Source organism: Mycobacterium zoologicum (assembly GCF_020181635.2).
GTDB lineage: Bacteria > Actinomycetota > Actinomycetes > Mycobacteriales > Mycobacteriaceae > Mycobacterium > Mycobacterium zoologicum.
In genome coordinates, this window is record NZ_JAYJJS010000010.1 from 118102 (window position 1) to 136744 (window position 18643).

Consider the following 18643-nt stretch of genomic DNA (forward strand, 5'->3'; position numbering starts at 1 on the left):
CGGCAGGGTCAGGATCGGCTTCTGCGGACGCCATACGGCCGGTGATGGTGCCGAAGCTGGGCGCAGCGTCAGTGCTCGGCGTCTTGGCTCGGCTGGTCCGCCCTGGGCGTGGGCGGAGGTGTGTTATGGTCGGCGGACGCAGGGTGTAGCGCAGCGACCGGCGCGGACGGGAGCGCCAGCGGACGGCAGCGCAAGGGAGCGGAGCGAAGCCCGGAGGGAGCCGGCCACCGGCGCAGTGTGGTCAGCGTGGTTGGGCGGTGAGCTGTGTGAGTTGGGCGGCGATGGCTGGGGCTGCGGCCAGGGTGCTGGCGCCGGTGGCGGTATGTGAGTGTCCGCTGAGATCGGTGACGACGGCCCCGGCTTCACGGGCGAGGAGAACTCCGGCGGCGGTGTCCCAGGGCTTGTTGGTGTCGAGGATGGCGGCGTCGGTGAGGCCGGCGGCGACGAATGCGAGGTCGATGGTGGCGGCACCGAACATGCGGATGCGTTCGACGGCCGGGATGAGCGCTGCGGTGATGGCCAGGCGCCGTCGGTTCTTCGTCTCGGCGTTGTCGCCGGTGGCGTAGTCGTTGATGCTGACGATGGCCTTACGCAGGTCGGTGGTGTTGCGTACGCGGGTGGGCTGGTTGTTGCAGAAGGCGCCGCCGCCGCGGGTGGCGTGGTAGGTGGTGTTGAGGGCGGGGATGGCGGTGACGGCGACGACCGGTTCACCGAAGCAGGCCAGGGCCAGTGAGACCGCGTGCAGCGGGATGCCGTGGGCGTAGTTGCTGGTGCCGTCGATGGGGTCGAGAACCCAGGCAAGCGGGGCGTCACCGAACTCGGTTGGGGTGATCTGCTTCAGGGCGTCGTCTGCGATCTGGCCGGTTTGTTCTTCGCCGAGAAACACCGCATCGGGTGTGGCGGCTGATAGGTGGCGCATGACTGCCTGCTGAACGTGGAAGTCGGTTTCGGTGACGATGTCGCGGTCGGTTTTGTCGGTGATGCGTCCTGGCCCGTGCGCGTCGGTCAGGGTGCGGGTGCCGATGGCCACCGCCTGCAACGCGATGAGCTGGTAGCGGTCGAGCTGGGCGCGGTCAGGGGTTGGGCTGGTCAACGGTTACGCCTCGTTTCCGGTGGCCCAGGCGTCGTTGAAGACGGTGGCGAATTCAGTGAACAGGTCCGGTGGTGTGGTGGTGGGTCGGAGCACGAGTGCGGGTGATTCGGTGCCGCGTGCGGTCGGTAGGTAGAGCTGGACGAGCGCCAGTGAGTCGTCGACGACCATGATATGGAACCGTAGCGGCGCATCGTAGGTGCGCAACTGCAACCGGTGCGCCATCTCGGCCGGCAGGTGGCGGCGAGCGCGTTTGAGGGTGTCGATGTTGGTTGCGGTCAGCTGCGACAAGACTCCGGCGGCGTGAGCTTCTTCGGATTCTCGGTCGGTGATGTAGCGGCTGTAGGGCTGCAAAAACAGGCATTGCAGCTCAAGACCGCCGCCGAGCGCTGTCCGTAGCTGCCGGTCGGAGACCGATTGCACGACCTGGTTCAGCGATAAGCCCATGACCTGCACTCGCGTGGCTTCGGCCAGTATTTCCGCGGGTGGGTAGGCGCGGGTCAGCTCGGCGCGGGATACGAATGCGTCGATGATGCCGTGGTCGGCCACCGACAGCGCCGGTTCGGTTTCGCCATCATCGGCTGTCACCGCCGTGGTGGGCGTGTTGGTTGGTCCCAGGTCGGGCCAGATTTCCCACACGGGAACTTCGAGGGCTTGCGCGACAGCATAGGCAGCCGCCCGGTTGATCGGTTCCCCCTTGAGCCAGCGCCGGATCGACTTGATCGACACCTTGGCGTTGCTGGCAAGCTGCGGCACGGTCATCTGCTTGGCAGCGAGGGCATCGGCGAGGCGGGCACCGGACGCGGGATCGCGGATGGACGTCGATGCTGCCATGGCCCCCGGTGTTCCTCCCCAGTGATCGGCGGATCGCGGCATTCACAGTAGCGAACGCGGCCACACCTGACGCCGAAATCATCCCCGGATACTCCACCGATGGGTGCCTGTCCGCCCGGTGTCCCTATCTGTCCATCCGGTGGCCGTAGATGGCCACCTGATGGGGCCGACATGTCCGCGCTGAACTGCTGAAGTGAAGTGGTGCAACGAAACCCGTTGCACGACAACAGTTAACAACCGCCCATGGAGGTGCGATATGCGTTTGAAACTCGATACGTCAACGAGCCGTTTCATCGTGACCAAGCCGGCCGAGCCGCGACTGAACTTCGAGAGCGGAAGCCCGAAGATCGACCCCACCACCGGGGCGCAGCTGTATTCGATTCAGCTGCTCGCCCTCGATGACACCGGCGGTGAAGTCCTGACGGTCACCGTGGTCGGTGATCCGAAGATTGCCGTGACACAACCGGTCTCCGTGTCCGGTCTCGTGGCGATCCCGTGGAGCCAAGGAGACCGCAGCGGTGTGGCATTTCGCGCCGAGGCGATCACCGCCGCCGACTCGGCCACCGCTGTAGCGAAATCACCGAGCCAGCAGGGCCGCTGACAGCCAGGGGTCAGGCCCGGTTGCACGAGCCTGTGCGACCGGGCCGGCCCATCATCTCGCCAACGATTTTTGAAGAAAGCGTGACATCATGTCGAATACATCCCATCCCACCGGCCGCGGTAATCCTGACTCAGCTGATGCTGACTGGTTCGGCGAACTCATTTCTTCGCTGTTGACCGCTACCGGTTACCTGCTGTGGTGGGCGATCCTGTTTCCCGCCGTGAGCATCCCCGTCGTGCTCGCGCTCTGGATCGGAGTCAGCCACGGCACCCACGCGGGTTTTGCGACCGCATCGTTTGCCACCGCTGCCTACGTCCTGTGGGCGATCCTGGACCCGCGCACGTTCGATGCGTGGGTGATCGATCCGGCCCGACAGCGCTGGGGATCATGGTCGCGGTATCGCCGCAACTGGGAATCGGTGTGCACCCTGCACGGGCTGGCCACCAAAGCCGGTGATCGCGTGCTCGTTCCGCAACTGTGCTCGATGCGCATCGGCCGCGGTGCCGATGTACTGGTGGTCCGGGTGGCCACCGGTCAATCGGTCAACGACTGGCACAAGCAGACCGCGGCGTTGGCGGCAACCTGGCGCGCTGACCGCCTGGCGATCCGCCCGACAACCGCAGGAGAGCTGCGGGTGACAATCATGCGCGGTGACGTGCTGGCCAACCCGGTATGCCTGCCCATGCCAACCCCGACAACGCCGGTCGATTCGAGTGCGGTCCGAGTCGGGGTCACCGAAGCCCGACGTTGGTGGACGTTGCCGGTTCTCGGTAACCACATCCTGGTCGCTGGGGCTACCGGAGCGGGCAAGGGCTCGGTGCTCTGGTCGCTGATCGCCGGGCTGGCACCACCAGGTCAACACCGGGCGGGTGCGGCTGTGCGTGATCGACCCCAAAGGCGGCATGGAACTGGGTGCGGGCGCGCCGATATTTTCGGTGTTTTGCACCGACGCGTCGGCGCGAACTGTGGAGATGCTGCGCCAGCTGGTGGTGCTGATGCAGGCCCGCGCCGCGCGGTTGCGCGGCCACACCCGCTTGCACACCCCCACCGAGGCCGAACCGCTGTACATGGTGGTCATCGACGAGGTCGCCGCGCTGACCGCCTATGTCACCGATCGCAAGCTGCGCGCCGAGATCGAAGGACTGCTCGGGCTGCTGTTATCCCAGGGGCGTGCAGTCGGTATCTCAGTGATCGCCACGGTGCAAGACCCGGCCAAAGACACCCTGCCGGTGCGTCAACTGTTCACCGTGCGGGTCGGGCTGCGCATGACCGAAGCCACCCAGACCGCGATGGTGCTCGGCCAAGGCGCCCGTGATGCCGGCGCCGAATGCGACCTCATCCCCGATGCCACCCCTGGGGTCGGGTACGTGATGATCGACGGCACCGCCGAACCGGTACGGGTCCGGGCCTTCCACGTCACCGACAGCGACATCGCCGCATTGGCCCGCACCTTTCGGGCACCGCGCGGCGGCGAACAGGGAAACCGGTGAACACCGTAACGACGCAGGACCCGGTGATCGTGCTGCCGGGCCTGCCCACCACCGTCGATGCGGATGCGGTGATCGGCCAGATGTGCCGCCGTGCCTACTCACCCAGTTTCGGGACGTGGTGGCGGCGGGTGGAATCGGTCGGCTACTGCGCCCACCCGATCGAGCTGGTCGGAGCCGACACGGGCGGGCGCCGGCATACGGTGTGGACGCGCTGCAACAACCGTCGCGCCGCCGTCTGCCCATCGTGCGCGGACTTGTATGCTCGCGACACCTGGCAGCTGGTGCACGCCGGTGCCGCTGGAGGTCATCATGACGTACCCGCCGAGGTCGCCGATCGCCCGCAGGTGTTCGCCACGCTCACCGCACCCGGCTACGGCAGCGTCCACAACGCCACCGGCACCACCTGCCACGCCCGCACACCACGCGACACGACACAGCGGTGTCGGCACGGTAACTTGCTGTACTGCGCCAAGATTCATGCCATCGGTGATCCCGACGTGGGCCAACCCTTGTGCGGGCAATGTTATGACTATCTCGGGCATGTGCTGTTCACTTGGCATCTGCCCGAGCTGTGGCGGCGCTTCACCATCGCACTGAGACGCGCCGTCACTACACACCTGAAAGGCGTTGGAGTATCTACGGATTCGGTGCGGGTGAGTTTTGTCAAGGTGGTGGAGCTGCAAGCCCGCGCCATCCCGCACATTCACGCGCTGATCCGGCTCGACCCACCCGGAGATACCGCCACCGCTACCACCGCCTCACGTGACCACATTGGTTACGGCCCCGCCGCCGCGTGCGGTGGTGGGGAGCCCCGTCGCATCATCGGCCAGCATCCCGGCTGGTCGTCACCGATCACCGCCACCGAACTGACTGCACTGATTCACCACGCCGCCGGTCGCGTCCGCATCGAGATACCCGCCGGTGACGATCAACCGGACCAGGGCGGCGTGCGGACGCTGCGGTTCGGCACCCAAATCGATGCCCAAGCATTGACATCCGAAACCGACACGGCCGCGCACGATCCCGTCACGACGGGAACCCGGGCAAGCGCCTCGCCGCGGCTCTCACCACGTCGGGTCGCTGCATATTTGGCGAAGTACGTCACCAAATCGTTGCACGACTTCGGCATTACCGCCCGACGATTGTCCGCCGAAGCGATCGGTGAGCTGGCCGTCAGCGACCATGTGCGGGCTATCTTGGCCACCATCGCCGGGCTGGCCGAGCACGGCGGTGGCACATTGGCGGGGATCGAGCGCTGGCTGCATACCCTGGGCTATCGCGGGCACATCACCACCAAATCCCGGCACTACTCCACCACGATGGGTGCCCTGCGCAGCGCCCGGGCCACCTGGACCCGCCACGAGGCGATTAAAGCGGCGGCGCAACGCAATCAGTCGAAACGCTCTCGTCAAACGACAGCACCCGATGAGCAGTTCCACGACGTGATCGACCCCGATGTGGTGGCCTGGGAGTTCGACCACGCCGGACACGCCAGCGCCGGTGAGCGCGTCCTGGTCGTCTCGGCAGCCCTGCGCCATATTGCCGCCCGCATCACCGGCATCAACGAAACCCGAACCGCCACGAGAAGTGCGCCGCCCACGTCGCCGGGTGCCGGATGATGGCCACAGCACCCGCCGGCGGCAGGGCAGGCTGCAATGGTCTCGACGTACTGCCGTTGTATGAACGGCCCGAGTTCCTCGCATGGCTGACCGCGTCGTGTGAACGAAACAACGTGCCGGCCATCGTGACTGATCCCACCGTCATTGGCCGGATCGCCACCTTGCTCGGCGCTGTCCGCCCGGCTGGGTTAACGGTTCACACCCGCCGCACCCGCCGCGCACGGTCGATATCTACGCCGAAAATCCCCGAGGCGCCGGAAGCGATGACGGCATGATCGGAAACGGCCCTGCCGCTGGCGTGTTGGCACACGAATTCCAGATCAGGCCGCAGCCGCCGCTCAACGCTGCCCGCGCCGGCCAACTCGAAGGCACGACGGTACCGGTCTGGCCAATCGGCAGAGGAAAGTTCCGGCCGTCGTCGCGCCAAGACACCGGATAATGGAACTGGTGACAACAGTGATCGAACTTACCTCGCAACTGTGGCGGGCAGGGGAATGAGAAAGGAGGCAGGGATGCGAAATGTACCCGGAGGCGCCGAGATACAGGTCGGCGTCACAACCTTCGTCGGCAGAAGCCATACCGAGATTGCTCGGCTGATCGCCTTCGACCACGGCTGGAAACTCGTCGGCGACCAGGTTATCGACGCCGATGGTGTCGTGGTCGCGCAAACCCTCGAAGAACTCGGCCGCAAGACACTTGCCATGGGCTGGTTCCATCCGAGCGGGGCACACATCAACTGGCACCATTTCGGCGGCACAAAGGAACTCAACGCACAGACGATACGCGACCTGCATACCTAAGCCGGTCGCCTGCGGCGCAGCTAAACGCGCCAATACGGTTCTACGCGACTGATATCCAAGCTGCGTGAGCCAGGTGTCCCCGGTGCAATCACGGCGTGATCCAACACCGCTTTGATGATCGCCTGCTGGCGACCCAAATCCAGCCCGTCCCACTCCATGCGCAACACCCCGCCGGTTCCAGCCAACTCGAACACCGCCGTGGTGTCGGTGGCGGTGGCGATATCTCGGCGGGCCGTCGTGATGCGTTCGGTGATCGGATCACGCGCCGCGATCCACTCCCGCGCCGTAATCGCACTGTCGGCATACAACCCGGCCAACTCATCCAGACGCCCCCGATCGGCATCGACCTGCGCGGCCAACGCGGCGACATCGGCATCAGCGGTGGCTTTGCCGGCCAACACGTCGGCCAACTGCGGTGAATCCAGCCGCACCAACACAGCCTCGGTCAGAAGTTCTTCGACCGGGGCGGCGACCACTGTCAACCGACCACACCCACCATGGTCGGGGCCTTTCAAACACACATACCGGCGTACCCGATTCTGCGGATTGCTGCGCCGGGCTTGGGAATACAGTCGGTGGCCACAGCGCCCGCAGCGCAACATCCCCGACAACAGGTAGGTGCGGGCGGTGCGGGTCTTGGTCACCGAGCGTGCCGCCATACGGGCCAACACCCGATCCCGCTGCACTGGGGTGATGATCGCGGGCCACACCGCGGGGCCGATCACCTCGCCGCGATGCTCCCGCAGCCCGGCGATACGGCCCGAGGACAACACCTGGCGCACCGCGGTGGTCTGCCACGACTTCGCCACGCTCGGGACAACCTGCGACTCGTTGAGCCAGATCGTCAACGACCGCAGGGACTGGCCCGCCAGATACCGATCCACCATCTCGCGTACCACTGCGGCCTCGGATTCGCGCACGGTGATCTTGTCGGCTTCATACCCGAACGGGCGCGCTGAACCATGCGGCAACCCCGCCTGGGCGTTCTGCAACATCTTGCGGCGGATACGGGCCGACTTGCGGCCGGACTCCTTGGCGGCGAACGCCGCGAAAATACGGGCCATGAATAACCCGTCATCGTTGCCCAGGTCGATGTCGGCGGTCACCGTCGCCACATCGCGCACCCCCACCGATTCGCACAGCGTGACGAACTCCTCCAACTCCACCGGCCGTCGATGCAGCCGATCCAGGTTGTAAACGATCACCGCATCACGATCACCGGATGCCAGATCAGCCAGCATCTGCGCGTACTGGCGGCGCGGTTTACCCGAAAACGCCGACACATCGTTATCGACATACTCGGCCCCGACCGGCCAGCCCCGATCCTCAGCGAGCTTGCGGCAATCCTCCAACTGCCGCGCCACCCCCAACCCCGTGCCCTCCGCATCCGAGGAAATGCGGGCATAAATCGCCGCCGACCCCACCCCAACACGCTGACCAGCAGATTTCCTCACAGACATGAGGGTATTTTAACAACTTATGACCTTGGATAGCTCGGTGGCCCCGCCGTGTTCCCAGTGCCGGATGTGGTGGGCGTGCAGGCCACGCGTGGCGCCGCAACGCTCCGCCGGCGAACACATCCAGAGATCCGACGGTTACCTTCGATGCTGTGACGGTCGCGGGATCACCTATCGCCCGGGCCTGCGCCGTGCTGGTGCTTGCAGCGGTCCCGTCGTGCAGCCACCCGGAGCCCCCGCCTGCGCGGCCCCTGGTTGCCCCAACCACCACGGTGCCTGTCATCCCTCGTCCCGATGCGCCCTACGCACCTCGCGAAGAGCTGATCGCACCGGTCTCCCAATTGATCAACGACGCGATCGCGGTACCCCGGCTGCCGGGCGCGGTGGTCCGGATCGGTCACGCCGGCACGATCGCCTTCAGCCAGGCCTTCGGCGTGCGCAGACTCGCCGACGAACCCGCGCTCGACGGCTCGCCCGCGCCGGCCGAGCCGATGACCGAGGACACCATCTTCGACATCGCGTCGTTGACGAAGTGCCTGGCGACGACCGTCGCCGTCCTGCAGCTGTTTGAGCAGGGCCGGGTCCGGATCGACGAACCCGTTCAGACCTACCTGCCCGAGTTCAACGAGGCCAACGACCCCCGACGCGCGCAGGTGACGCTGCGCATGCTGCTCACCCACACGTCGGGCATCGGGGGCGATCTGAGCCACCAGGGGCCATGGGGCCTGACCGAGGCCGACAAGGCCGACGGTGTTCATCGGGCCCTGACCGCACCGCTGGAGTTCAGCCCCGGCGAGTTATTCCACTACTCCGACATCGGCTTCATCATCCTGGGCACCCTGGTCGAGACGTTGACCGGCGAACCGCTGGACACCTACGTGCAGGACAACGTCTTTGCCCCGCTGGGCATGGCCGACACCCGCTATCTGCCCGCCGCCAAAGCCTGTGGCCCACACCAGATCCGCGGTACGGCGATCACGTTCGACGCCGGCGCGGCCCGGGGCGGCGAGTGCCCGGTGGGCAGCTGGCGCACAGATCTGTTGGCCCGCATCGCGCCGACGGCACGTGACGAAGACACCCCCGAGATCAACCCCGATTTCGATCAGCTGCTGCGCGGCACGGTGCAGGATCCGACAGCACGCCGGATGGGAGGGGTGGCCGGCAGCGCCGGAGTGTTCTCGACCGCCGCCGATATCGGCAGGTACGCCCAGGCTCTCCTCGATCGACTCGCCGGGCGCCCGAGCCCGTTCCCGCTGCAGCAATCGACCCTGAAATTGATGACGACGCCCCAGCAACCCGGGCACGACCCGGCACAACTGGTGGCCGCGAACGCCGCTGCACAAGAAGCGAATGCAAACACACCCAACCGGATCGATCCCCTGCTGGCTGCGAGCTATCCGGCGATCGGCGGGCAGGATCTGCGCGGCTTCGGCTGGGACATCGACACCGGCCACTCCCGGCCGCGCGGCATGATCTTTCCGATCGGCAGCTTCGGGCACACCGGGTTCACCGGGGTGACGCTGTGGATCGACCCGGGGTCGGACACCTATGTGATCGTGCTAGCCAACGTGATCCATCAGCGCGGCGGCCCGCCCATCGCCGGACTCAGCGGCGACGTGGCCACCGTGACCGGCCGGGCGCTGCATCTGTACGGCAACTGAGGCGAGAGCCTCGCCACAATCACCGCGTCGGATGCACCGAAGTGTCGGATCGGACGCCTACCATTCCTGCGGCAGGAAAGGACAGCAGTGAGCTACACCGCCGCAGACATCACCGAACTCGACGACGTTCAGCACACCCGGCTGCGGCCGGCGGTGAACCTGGGCCTGGACGTGCTCAACACCGCGTTGCGTGAGCTGGTGGACAACGCGGTCGAGGAGGTGGCCGATCCCGACCACGGCGGGTCCACCGTCACCATCACCCTGCACGCCGACGGTTCGGTCAGCGTCGCCGACGACGGTCGCGGCCTGCCCGTCGACTCCGACCCGGTCACCGGCAAGAACGGCATCGTCAAGACGCTGGGCACCGCGCGGGCCGGCGGCAAGTTCTCCGAGCACGCCGACGCCACCAGCACCGGTGCGGGCCTCAACGGGATCGGCGCCGCCGCGGCGGTGTTCATCTCCGCGCGGACCGACGTGACGGTGCGCCGGGCCGGAAAGACGTATCTGCAGAGTTTCGGCCGCGGCTACCCCGGGGTGTTCGACGGCAAAGACTTCGACCCGGACGCACCCTTCACCCGCGCCGACACCCAGACGCTGCGCGGCGCGGGAAACCGCAAGCCCGATGCGCACGGCACCACGGTGCGCATTCTGTTCGACTCCTCGGTGGTGCCGGATGCAGGCGTGGACATCGCTGAGGTGCTGTTACGGGCGCACGCCGCGGCGCGAATGTCACCCGGGGTGCACCTGATCGTCGTCGACGACGGCTGGCCCGGCGAGGACGGCGTGCCGCCGGCGCTGACCGAGCCGTTCAACGGACCCTGGGGCACCGATGCCCTGCTGGACCTGATGTGCACCGCGGCCGGCACTCCCGCACCCGAGGTGCGCGCCGTCGTCGAGGGCCGCGGTGAGTACACCACCGGGCGCGGCCCGACCCCGTTCCGCTGGTCGCTGACCGCCGGCCCGGCCGAACCGGCCACCGTGGCCGCCTTCTGCAACACGGTGCGCACCCCGGGCGGCGGCTCCCATCTGACGGCCGCGGTACGGGGGTTCTCCGAGGCCCTGGCCGATCGGGCGTCCCGGATCCGTGATCTGGGTCTGGCCAAGGGCGAGGCGGGCCCGGAGCCGCAGGATTTCGCCGCGGTCACCGCGCTGGCCGTGGACACCCGGGCACCCGATGTGGGGTGGGACTCCCAGGCTAAGACCGCGGTGTCGTCACGGTCGCTGAACCTGGCGATGGTTCCGGATGTGGCCCGCAGCGTCACCATCTGGGCGGCCAACCCCGGCAACACCGAGGCGGTGTCGCTCTGGACGAAACTGGCGCTGGAATCCGCCCGGGCCCGGCGCAGCGCCGAGGGCGCCAAGGCCCGATCCCGGGCGGCGTCGAAGGCCAAGGGTCTGGGCACGAATCTGTCCCTGCCGCCCAAGTTGTTGCCCAGCCGGGAGTCGGGCCGCGGGTCGGGTGCCGAGTTGTTCCTGTGTGAGGGCGATTCCGCGCTGGGCACCATCAAGGCGGCGCGTGACGCGACATTCCAGGCGGCGTTCCCGTTGAAGGGCAAGCCGCCCAACGTCTACGGCTTCGCGGTGAGCAAGGCGCGGGCCAAAGACGAGTTCGATTCGATCGAGCGCATCCTGGGCTGCGGAGTGCGCGATCATTGCGACCCCGAGCAGTGCCGCTATGACCGGATCCTGTTCGCCTCCGACGCCGACCCCGACGGCGGCAACATCAACTCCAGCCTGATCTCGATGTTCCTGGACTTCTACCGCCCGCTCGTGGAAGCCGGCATGGTGTACGTGACGTTGCCGCCGCTGTTCGTGGTCAAGGACGGCGTCCAGCGGGTCTACTGTCAGGACGAGTCCGAGCGTGACACCGCGGTGGCCGAGATGCGCGCGACCTCCAAACGCAAAGTGGAGGTGCAGCGCAACAAGGGCCTCGGCGAAATGGACGCCGACGACTTCTGGAACACCGTGCTGGATCCGCAGCGGCGCACCGTGATTCGAGTGCATCTCGATGACGACGAGCACAACCTGCACCACATCTTGTTCGGCGGGCCGCCCGAGGGCCGGCGCGCGTGGATGGCCGACGTCGCCGCCCGCGTCGACACCGCTGCGCTGGACCTGGACTAGGAGACGAACGTGACCGCCACCCTGGACGTTCCCGAACAGAATCCCGACCTGGTCCTCGACCAGAGCGCCGATGACTACTGGAACCACTTCCAGCTGACCTTCGCGCTCTACAGCGTCAGCGATCGCGCGATCCCGTCCGCCTTCGACGGACTCAAGCCCGGACAGCGGCGCCTGCTCTACCAGATGCACGACTCGAAGCTGCTGCCCGGCAACAAACCCCAGAAGTCCTCGAAGGTCTGCTCGGCGGTCACCGGGAACCTGCACCCGCACGGCGGCGCGTCGATGTACGGGGCGGCGGCACTGATGGCCGCGGAGTTCCAACGGGTGAAAGTCATTGACGGCCAAGGAGCATTCCCCCGCATTCAGGGGGACATCCCCGCCGCGGACCGCTACACCGAGATGCGGTTGTCGGCACCGGGTGCGGCACTGACCGCCGAACTCGACGACCATGCGGTGCCGATGGTGGCGACCTTCGACGGTGAGTGGACCGAGCCGACGATGCTGCCGGCCCAGTGGCCGGTGCTGCTGTGCAACGGCGCCGTCGGTATCGCCGAGGGGTGGGCCACCAAGGTGCCCGCGCACAATCCCCGCGAGATCATGGCCGCCTGTCGGGCGCTGCTGGCCCGGCCGAACATGACCGACGACCGGTTGGTGAAACTCATTCCCGGTCCCGACTGGGGCTGCGGGTCGACGGTGGTCGGCACTACCGGGCTGCGTGAGTACATCACCACCGGCCGGGGCGCGTTCACGGTGCGCGGCACCGTGTCCGTCGACGGGAAGAACGTCATTGTCACCGAACTGCCGCCCGGTGTCGCCAGTTCGACTGTGCAGGACCGGATCCGGGCGCTGGTCGAATCCGGTGAGCTGGCCGGGGTCGCCGACATGTCGGATCTGACCGACCGGCGCAACGGACTGCGGATCGTCGTCACCGCCAAACGCGGCCACAGTGCCGAGCAGATCCGCGACCAACTGCTGGCCCTGACCCCGCTGGAGTCGACATTCGCCGCCAGCCTGGTCGCCCTCGACGAGAACCGGGTACCGCGCTGGTGGTCGGTGCGCGAACTGATCGCCGCCTTCCTGCAGCTGCGCGATTCGGTGGTGCTGCACCGCAGCGAGTACCGGCTGGAAAAGGTCACCGCCCGTCGGCATCTGGTGGCCGGCCTGATGACCATCCACCTCGATATCGACGCCGCAGTGGCGGTCATCCGCGGTTCGGACACCGTCGACGACGCCCGCCGGGGCCTGCAGGAGCGGTTCAAGATCGACGAGGAGCAGGCCAACTACGTTCTGGGACTTCAGCTCCGCAGGTTGACCAAGCTGGACGTGATCGAACTTCAGGCGGAGGCGGAGAAGCTGGACGCCGAGTTCGCCGAGCTGACCGAACTGGTTTCCAACCCCGATGCGCGGCGGGCGGTGATCGACAAGGAACTGGTGGAGACCGCGAAACTGTTCAAGGGCACCGAGTTCGACCGTCGTACCGTGCTGGACGCCGAGGCGACTCCGGTGACCGCGGGCGCCGACGAGAACGCGCCCCGCGAGCGCAAGGTCAACGCCTCCTGGCGGCTCGATGACCGGGGCGTGTTCTCCGACAGCCACGGCGAACTGCTCAGCTCGGGCCTGGGGTGGGCGGTGTGGACCGACGGCCGGATCAAGTTCACCACCGGTGGCGGGCTGCCCTACAAGATCCGCGACATTCCGGTGGCACCGGACATCACCGGCCTGCTGCGCTCCGGGGTGCTGGCCGAGGGCCACCACCTGGCGCTGGTGACCCGCCGCGGCAAGATCCTGCGGATCGACCCGGCCGCGGTGAATCCGCAGGGCGCTGCCGGCAACGGCGTCGCCGGGGTGAAACTGGCGGCCGACGACGACGAGGTGATCGCGGCACTTCCTGTTTCGTGCGAGAACGGCGAAGCCATCCTGTCGCTCGCCGAAAAGAGTTGGAAGGTCACCGAAGTCGCCGACATCCCGGTGAAGGGCCGCGGCGGTTCGGGCGTCGGATTCCACCCGTTCGTCAAGGGCGAGGCCGCCCTGCTCGCGGCGTCGATCTCGGCGGCCGGGTACGTGCGGGGCAGCAAGCGGGTGCGGGCCGAGAACCGGGCCAAGGCGTCGATCAAGGGCGCCGGTGTGGACGTGACACCGGCGGGATAGCGGCCCGAGACCTACCGACCGCGGGCTGTTTCAGGCCGGCGCGGGCCCGATGAAGTCGACGCCGGCGCGAATCGCGACGCGGTGCCGCAAGATTCGGAAGTGTGCCAGCCGGCCGAGTCCCGACGTCGTCATCAAGCGGGCGCCCGGCCACGACGCGACGACCTTCTCGCTCGTCGCATAGGGGGTGTCGGGGTCATCGGGGTCGTGGATGAGCAGCAGCGGCGGATAGTCGGTGTGCTCGGCGATCCGGACCATGTTGGTGTCCTCCAGGGGCATGCCGATCCGGCGTTCGAGGCGTCGATGCAGGCCGGCGCGTATCCGTCGGCCGAAGTTGTGGCGCGCGGCAAAGAGATCCAGGTAGATCGGGAACTCACCCATCGGCGCGAGGAACACCAACCGCTCGACCGTCGCGCCCCACGACACCGCGAACGCGGTCGCATTGGACCCCAGCGAGTGCGCGACGACCGCGCGGGCCGGCCCGTGCGTGCGGATCATGGCGGCAACCGCCTCCGCGCACTCGATGGCGGTGGTGCGACCGGGGGCCAGTGCACCCGGCTCGGACTCGTTGTGGCTGGGCAGGTCGAAGGCGATAACCCGGTGGCCGGATTCGACGAGCGGCTTGATGAACATCCCCAGGTGTGGGCGGCGTCCACCCCAGCCGTGCACCAGATAGACCAGCGGCCCCTCGCCCCAGGCCTCGCCGACGATCCGGTGCCCGTTCCAATACGCTTCCAGCGGCTCGCCGGGCTTCACGCCGGGGGGCATACGCAAGCTGGACTCGATTACCGGTGGAGTGCACCACAATTCAAGAGCCCACCGCGACCCGATTGCGGGCGCGACTCGCTCCAGCAGCCAGAACAACCGGCGCACCCGCGGGGCTACCGGCGGCTGGACGCCGGAGCCCTCCACATCGAGAACGATCGGCCTGGGAGCATCGCCGGCAGTTGAAGCATGCACTCATCGAGGTTACCGGGGTGACGCGACCCTGAGACCAACTACCGTCCCATAATGGCAAGACCCCAGTCGAGGTGGCCGTGCCCTACGGTCGCGATGCGACCGCCTTGGACGGCAGGCTTTGGATCACCGATCGGACCACCTGCCGCACGGATCGCGGTGACGGTGGCATCCAGATCAGCCGTCCACAAAGCCAACCCGATCAGCGAAGGCGCCGTTGCGGTGGCCACCACTTCGATAAATGCCTCACCGGCGCGGTAGAACGCCATTTCGGGACCTTTCGGGCCGCGCGGATGAAAGCGTCGTCGTGGCGCAGTGCCCAACGCCGCGGTCAGAGCGGTGGTTGCCGTATCCAAGTCGCGGACCGCGTATACGACATGGTCGACGTGTGTCACGCCACATGGGTGGTGCGCGGGTCCGGTCATCGCTGGCAGCATCGCAGTCGGCACCTCGAGAGGTGTTACCTCGCCGTAGATTTCATCGAAACCCCAAGAACGATCGCGGGTGAGCTCGCAGCACACCCGACCGATTTGGACCGATCCTTCGTTGACCGTGAATCCCAGTGCGGTCCACGCTTGCTCGTCGCCCGGCACTCCAAGCCACGTCAGAATTGCCATGGCCACCGACCCTACGTCGTCATCGGCTCAGGCCGAAGCCCCTCGATGATATGGACGGCCGTCCAGCTTTGGCGGATGGGTGGCATGGCGGTGAGTCAACAAGATCGCCGTCGGCTCACACCACGGTGAGCGGGAGCGATCTCCTGGTCCGGAATTGGAATGTCGAGCCGCCGCTGAAGTTGATCACCGACACCTCGGGCAGGTCGGCCGCCGCGGTGTCGGCCTTCGCCAGTTCCAGCGTCCAATCTGTGCTGGTACCAGTGACATTCACCCGCAGGCGACGATCCACTGCGGTGGCGATCGCCTCCAGCGGCCGGGTGGACTCCGGTGAACACAGCGAGATCCACGAGCCATCGTCATGCGCGGGCGACCGGTGCACAACCAGGCCGCTGTCGGTCAGCTCGGCATCGACATAGCCGAGCGGATTGAATAGCGGATGCAGCCGAAGCACCTGTAGCGCCCCGTCGACGCCGGGCGGCAACGAGAACGCGCGATGCAATCGGGCGGCCGCCAGACCGGCCAGACCCGTCAGCTGACTGGTACACACCGACGTCGCCAGGCCGGTATCCGATCCGGCTCGGGCACGCACCGCGATCGCGAAAGACAGGTACAGCAGGTGCATCTGCAGGCACACCTCGTCAGCCAACCGCACCAGCGCCGAGTGCGAGAACGCGCCGAAGTCGATGTCGGACAACAGCGGCCCCGAATAGTCGGCCGCGCCCTCCTCAGCGGAATCAATCGCGTCGAGTTCCCATTTGGCAGCACGTGTTTCGCGCACCAGACGCAGCGCGGGGATGGGCTCGACCGCCGGGTAGGAGGGATCGATGCGGACCGTCCAGCAACAGTGCGGGACCCGCTCGGACGGAACGCGGGGTGGGCGGTGCACCGGGCGGCACTGCGCATGGACGTTGGTGGCGACCGCGGTGGCGTCGAACGTCGGGTCTTCAATGGTGTGACACATGCCGAAGACGTACTCCTCGCCCATCGGCTCCACGTCGAGCAGTGCGCCGCAGCTGGCGGTTTCGAACTCGCCGTGCCAGCGGTCATAGACGGTGTAGCGGAAGTCCATGAACTGTGGCGGCGACCCGATGTCGAACTGCATTCCCTTGAAAATCGTTGGCACATCATCACCTTCGAAGCCCAGAGCGCGCTGCATCCGCTGGGTGTAGGCAGGGCTGGCACCGGACCATTCCTCGATGGCGATCTGCAGCATCTCCTCCCGGCCGAAGTGCTGAATGCAGTAGGCCATCCCGGAGCGGTCGATCATGTGGCCGATGAGCAGCAGTTCGGGTATCAGAATCGCCAGCTCGTGGCGGGACAGCGAGGCGTATCGGCTGTGGGTCTCGGTCATGGTCTTAAAAATAGAGGTGATTATGTTATAGAGTCAACTATGAAATCGAAGATGGGTCAGGCGGCCCTGGGACCCTCCGACAATCGCGTTTACTATTGCCACAACCGTTGGGCGGTCGGTGGCAGGATCGAGCTCCTGCAGGCGTGGCGCTCTGTGAGAGAAGGAGCTTCGCGATGAGAAGTCACCACTGGAAGATCCTCGACGTGATACTCGCCGACGGCCTGCCCGCTGAGCAGGTCGTCGACCAGATCAACGCGCAGGTCCGGCTCAACGCCGCCGAGGCCGGCGAGTTCGTCCAACGCATCCGCATCGGTGTCGCCCAACCACACTCACCGGGCTGGCAGTGTTGGCCGGCGGCCTACCTGCCCGGCCCTCCCGGAACGTTCCCGACCACCGCCCCCGAGCGCTGCTTCGACACGCACCTGACGGACTGAGCCGCCCCCACCAGGCATTCGGACGAGGCCCTCCGGGTCCGTTGCGACGAGGTTGCCGGCGATCACAATGCGCACCACGACCACGTGCGTGCGACAGCAGTCAGTGTCTGAACCCGTACCGTTCGACGGTCACCTGCGCAGCGAAGACTCCCGTCCAGGCCGACCTCGATATTCGGTGACCAGCACCGGCAGCACAGTGGTGCTGATCATCAGTTGGGCGAACTGCTGACCCCCGAAATCGCCGGGACCGCCCTGGTGGAGCTGATCCGCACCGACCCGTCCAGGATGGCCGCCGAATACCTGCTCACCGGCGCCGGGCTGCAGAAGTTGCCGTAGCGGCCGGTGGCGAGACAGCGGAAGCTTCTGCGGGCTGATCTCAGTTCGCCGCGGTCGACAAGGCGGCCCGATGCCCCATGGCGTGTCTTGAGTACTCAAAGTATACTCATCACATGAGTAGGCGACTCCAGGTGATCGTCGACGACGCCGAATATGAGGCGCTCGTCGTGCAGGCGGCCCGGCGAGGGGAGTCGGTGTCGGCATGGGTGCGCCGCAAACTGCGCGCCGCCCCCGAGGAGAGCTCGGATCTTCGGCTGGCCCGCAAGCTCGCGGCGATACGGGCAGCGGCCCGATTCGATGGGCCCACCGGCGACATCGATGAGCTTCTTGCCGACAACGATCTGCGCTACCCCACGGAATTGCCCGAATGACCATCTTTATCGACGCGAACGTGCCGATGTATCTGTTGGGGGCCGAGCACCCCAACAAGTCCCGAGTCCGGGTGCTCCTCGATGAGCTGACCATCGCTGATGAACGCTTCGCCACGAACACTGAGGTGTACCAGGAGGTGCTACACCGCTACACCCGGCTGGCGCGGCCGGATCTGGTCGACGCGGGGTTCACCCTCCTCGACGAGCTGGCCGACGAGCTGTGCGCCGTCGATCGGTCGGTGCTGGACCGGGCGCGCCAATTGGTCCGTGAGGGCGCGGGAGCTCGCGATGCCGTTCACGCCGCGACGATGCAGGCCAACGGGATCGACCGCATTCTGACGTTCGACCGAGGCTTCGACCGGTTGCCCGGCCTCCAGCGAATCCACTGAGCAAGTGCTACCCGCGGCCCCCAGGTCACCAATCGACGGCTTCGTCGGCGGCCCGCCTTGGTGTCCAATGTGGGGCCGGGGTCCTCACCTAGAGCACTGAGTTCGGCGTGGATGGAACCGATCACGGCCTGATACTGCTCCTCGCTGAGCGCATTTCGGTAGTAGCGGTTCATCCGCAGCTGATGCTGCTGATCTCGCAGTAGCCGGATGCGGTCGAGTCTCGCCGTGTCGTCGGGGGTGAGCATCAATTGCTCGACGCTGATGTGGTCGGCCATAACCTGTTCGATCGGTGAGAGCCGATAGCCGCAACTCTGGATATTACGGTCGGTGGGAGCCGGCGTTCCGCTGCTTGGTGAGCCAGTGTTCC

General features: G+C 66.7%; 17 protein-coding genes and 3 pseudogenes. 12 read left to right on the forward strand and 8 right to left on the reverse strand.

All coding sequences use genetic code 11. The features are described from left to right. Positions 1-241: 241 nt before the first annotated feature. Together K6T84_RS10795 and K6T84_RS10800 are read right to left on the reverse strand one after the other, a co-directional pair. Entirely contained in the window at positions 242-1093 is an 852-nt protein-coding gene (locus tag K6T84_RS10795) for an inositol monophosphatase family protein (protein WP_225401016.1), read from the reverse strand. Positions 1094-1096: 3 nt separating this feature from the next. Then, positions 1097-1852: a DUF5919 domain-containing protein gene (locus K6T84_RS10800; protein WP_329786675.1), complete on the reverse strand. Its 756-nt coding sequence runs from the start codon at positions 1850-1852 to the stop codon at positions 1097-1099. Between the two features lie 328 nt (positions 1853-2180). On the opposite strand from K6T84_RS10800, the gene K6T84_RS10805 reads away from it, so the two are divergent. The 5 genes and pseudogenes from K6T84_RS10805 (at position 2181) to K6T84_RS10825 (ending at position 6434) form a co-directional block, all read left to right on the forward strand. After that, the gene (locus K6T84_RS10805; RefSeq protein WP_225401018.1) at positions 2181-2525 is read left to right on the forward strand and encodes an SCO3933 family regulatory protein; all 345 of its coding nucleotides are present in this window, start codon (positions 2181-2183) and stop codon (positions 2523-2525) included. A gap of 88 nt (positions 2526-2613) precedes the next feature. After that, positions 2614-4015, forward strand: a pseudogene (locus K6T84_RS10810) (FtsK/SpoIIIE domain-containing protein). Next, positions 4012-5634 carry a replication initiator gene (locus tag K6T84_RS10815; RefSeq protein ID WP_225401019.1) on the forward strand — a complete coding sequence of 541 codons (1623 nt, stop codon included), beginning with the start codon at positions 4012-4014 and terminating at the stop codon, positions 5632-5634. Before K6T84_RS10810 ends, K6T84_RS10815 begins: the two are co-directional and overlap by 4 nt. Continuing rightward, on the forward strand, positions 5631-5909 hold the full coding sequence (locus K6T84_RS10820) for a hypothetical protein (RefSeq protein WP_329786676.1): 279 nt from the start codon (positions 5631-5633) through the stop codon (positions 5907-5909). The genes K6T84_RS10815 and K6T84_RS10820 overlap by 4 nt, the downstream gene beginning before the upstream one ends. Before the next feature lie 237 nt (positions 5910-6146). Beyond that, positions 6147-6434 (forward strand): hypothetical protein, encoded by a 288-nt coding sequence (locus K6T84_RS10825; protein WP_225401021.1) that lies wholly within the window; start codon positions 6147-6149, stop codon positions 6432-6434. Between the two features lie 20 nt (positions 6435-6454). Here K6T84_RS10825 and K6T84_RS10830 read toward each other — a convergent pair whose 3' ends face one another. Both K6T84_RS10830 and K6T84_RS10835 read right to left on the reverse strand, forming a co-directional pair. After that, positions 6455-7894, reverse strand: a complete 1440-nt coding sequence (locus K6T84_RS10830; protein ID WP_225401022.1) for a recombinase family protein — start codon at positions 7892-7894, stop codon at positions 6455-6457. Between the two features lie 18 nt (positions 7895-7912). After that, a pseudogene (locus K6T84_RS10835) lies at positions 7913-7993 on the reverse strand (hypothetical protein); the annotation flags it as partial. A 50-nt stretch (positions 7994-8043) separates the two neighbouring features. Between K6T84_RS10835 and K6T84_RS10840 the strand changes: the two are divergent. From K6T84_RS10840 to K6T84_RS10850, 3 genes are all read left to right on the forward strand, one after another. Continuing rightward, the gene (locus K6T84_RS10840) at positions 8044-9552 is read left to right on the forward strand and encodes a serine hydrolase domain-containing protein (protein ID WP_408066090.1); all 1509 of its coding nucleotides are present in this window, start codon (positions 8044-8046) and stop codon (positions 9550-9552) included. 87 nt (positions 9553-9639) lie between these two features. Continuing rightward, positions 9640-11676, forward strand: coding sequence for a toprim domain-containing protein (locus K6T84_RS10845; RefSeq protein ID WP_225401023.1), 2037 nt, complete (start codon positions 9640-9642; stop codon positions 11674-11676). 9 nt (positions 11677-11685) lie between these two features. Then, a complete protein-coding gene (locus tag K6T84_RS10850) occupies positions 11686-13824 on the forward strand; it encodes a DNA gyrase subunit A (RefSeq protein WP_225401024.1) in 2139 nt (712 codons plus the stop codon). Between the two features lie 30 nt (positions 13825-13854). Here K6T84_RS10850 and K6T84_RS10855 read toward each other — a convergent pair whose 3' ends face one another. The 3 genes from K6T84_RS10855 to K6T84_RS10865 form a co-directional block, all read right to left on the reverse strand. Further along, a complete protein-coding gene (locus K6T84_RS10855) occupies positions 13855-14781 on the reverse strand; it encodes an alpha/beta fold hydrolase (protein ID WP_225401025.1) in 927 nt (308 codons plus the stop codon). A gap of 38 nt (positions 14782-14819) precedes the next feature. Beyond that, positions 14820-15395 carry a VOC family protein gene (locus tag K6T84_RS10860; protein ID WP_224863825.1) on the reverse strand — a complete coding sequence of 192 codons (576 nt, stop codon included), beginning with the start codon at positions 15393-15395 and terminating at the stop codon, positions 14820-14822. 115 nt (positions 15396-15510) lie between these two features. Beyond that, positions 15511-16746, reverse strand: coding sequence for a hypothetical protein (locus K6T84_RS10865; RefSeq protein WP_224863824.1), 1236 nt, complete (start codon positions 16744-16746; stop codon positions 15511-15513). 173 nt (positions 16747-16919) lie between these two features. Here K6T84_RS10865 and K6T84_RS10870 point away from each other — a divergent pair, with 173 nt between their 5' ends. The 4 genes from K6T84_RS10870 to K6T84_RS10885 all read left to right on the forward strand — a co-directional run bounded on the left by K6T84_RS10870 (position 16920) and on the right by K6T84_RS10885 (position 18276). Further along, the gene (locus K6T84_RS10870; protein WP_224863823.1) at positions 16920-17180 is read left to right on the forward strand and encodes a hypothetical protein; all 261 of its coding nucleotides are present in this window, start codon (positions 16920-16922) and stop codon (positions 17178-17180) included. Between the two features lie 213 nt (positions 17181-17393). After that, positions 17394-17516, forward strand: a complete 123-nt coding sequence (locus tag K6T84_RS10875) for a hypothetical protein (protein WP_255612425.1) — start codon at positions 17394-17396, stop codon at positions 17514-17516. 113 nt (positions 17517-17629) lie between these two features. After that, positions 17630-17887, forward strand: a complete 258-nt coding sequence (locus tag K6T84_RS10880; protein WP_224863822.1) for an antitoxin — start codon at positions 17630-17632, stop codon at positions 17885-17887. Continuing rightward, complete coding sequence (locus K6T84_RS10885; protein WP_225401026.1) at positions 17884-18276, forward strand: type II toxin-antitoxin system VapC family toxin; 393 nt, start codon at positions 17884-17886, stop codon at positions 18274-18276. Before K6T84_RS10880 ends, K6T84_RS10885 begins: the two co-directional genes overlap by 4 nt. Positions 18277-18347: 71 nt before the next feature. Here the strand turns inward: K6T84_RS10885 and K6T84_RS10890 are convergent. Then, positions 18348-18643 (reverse strand): annotated as a pseudogene (locus K6T84_RS10890) (hypothetical protein); the annotation flags it as partial.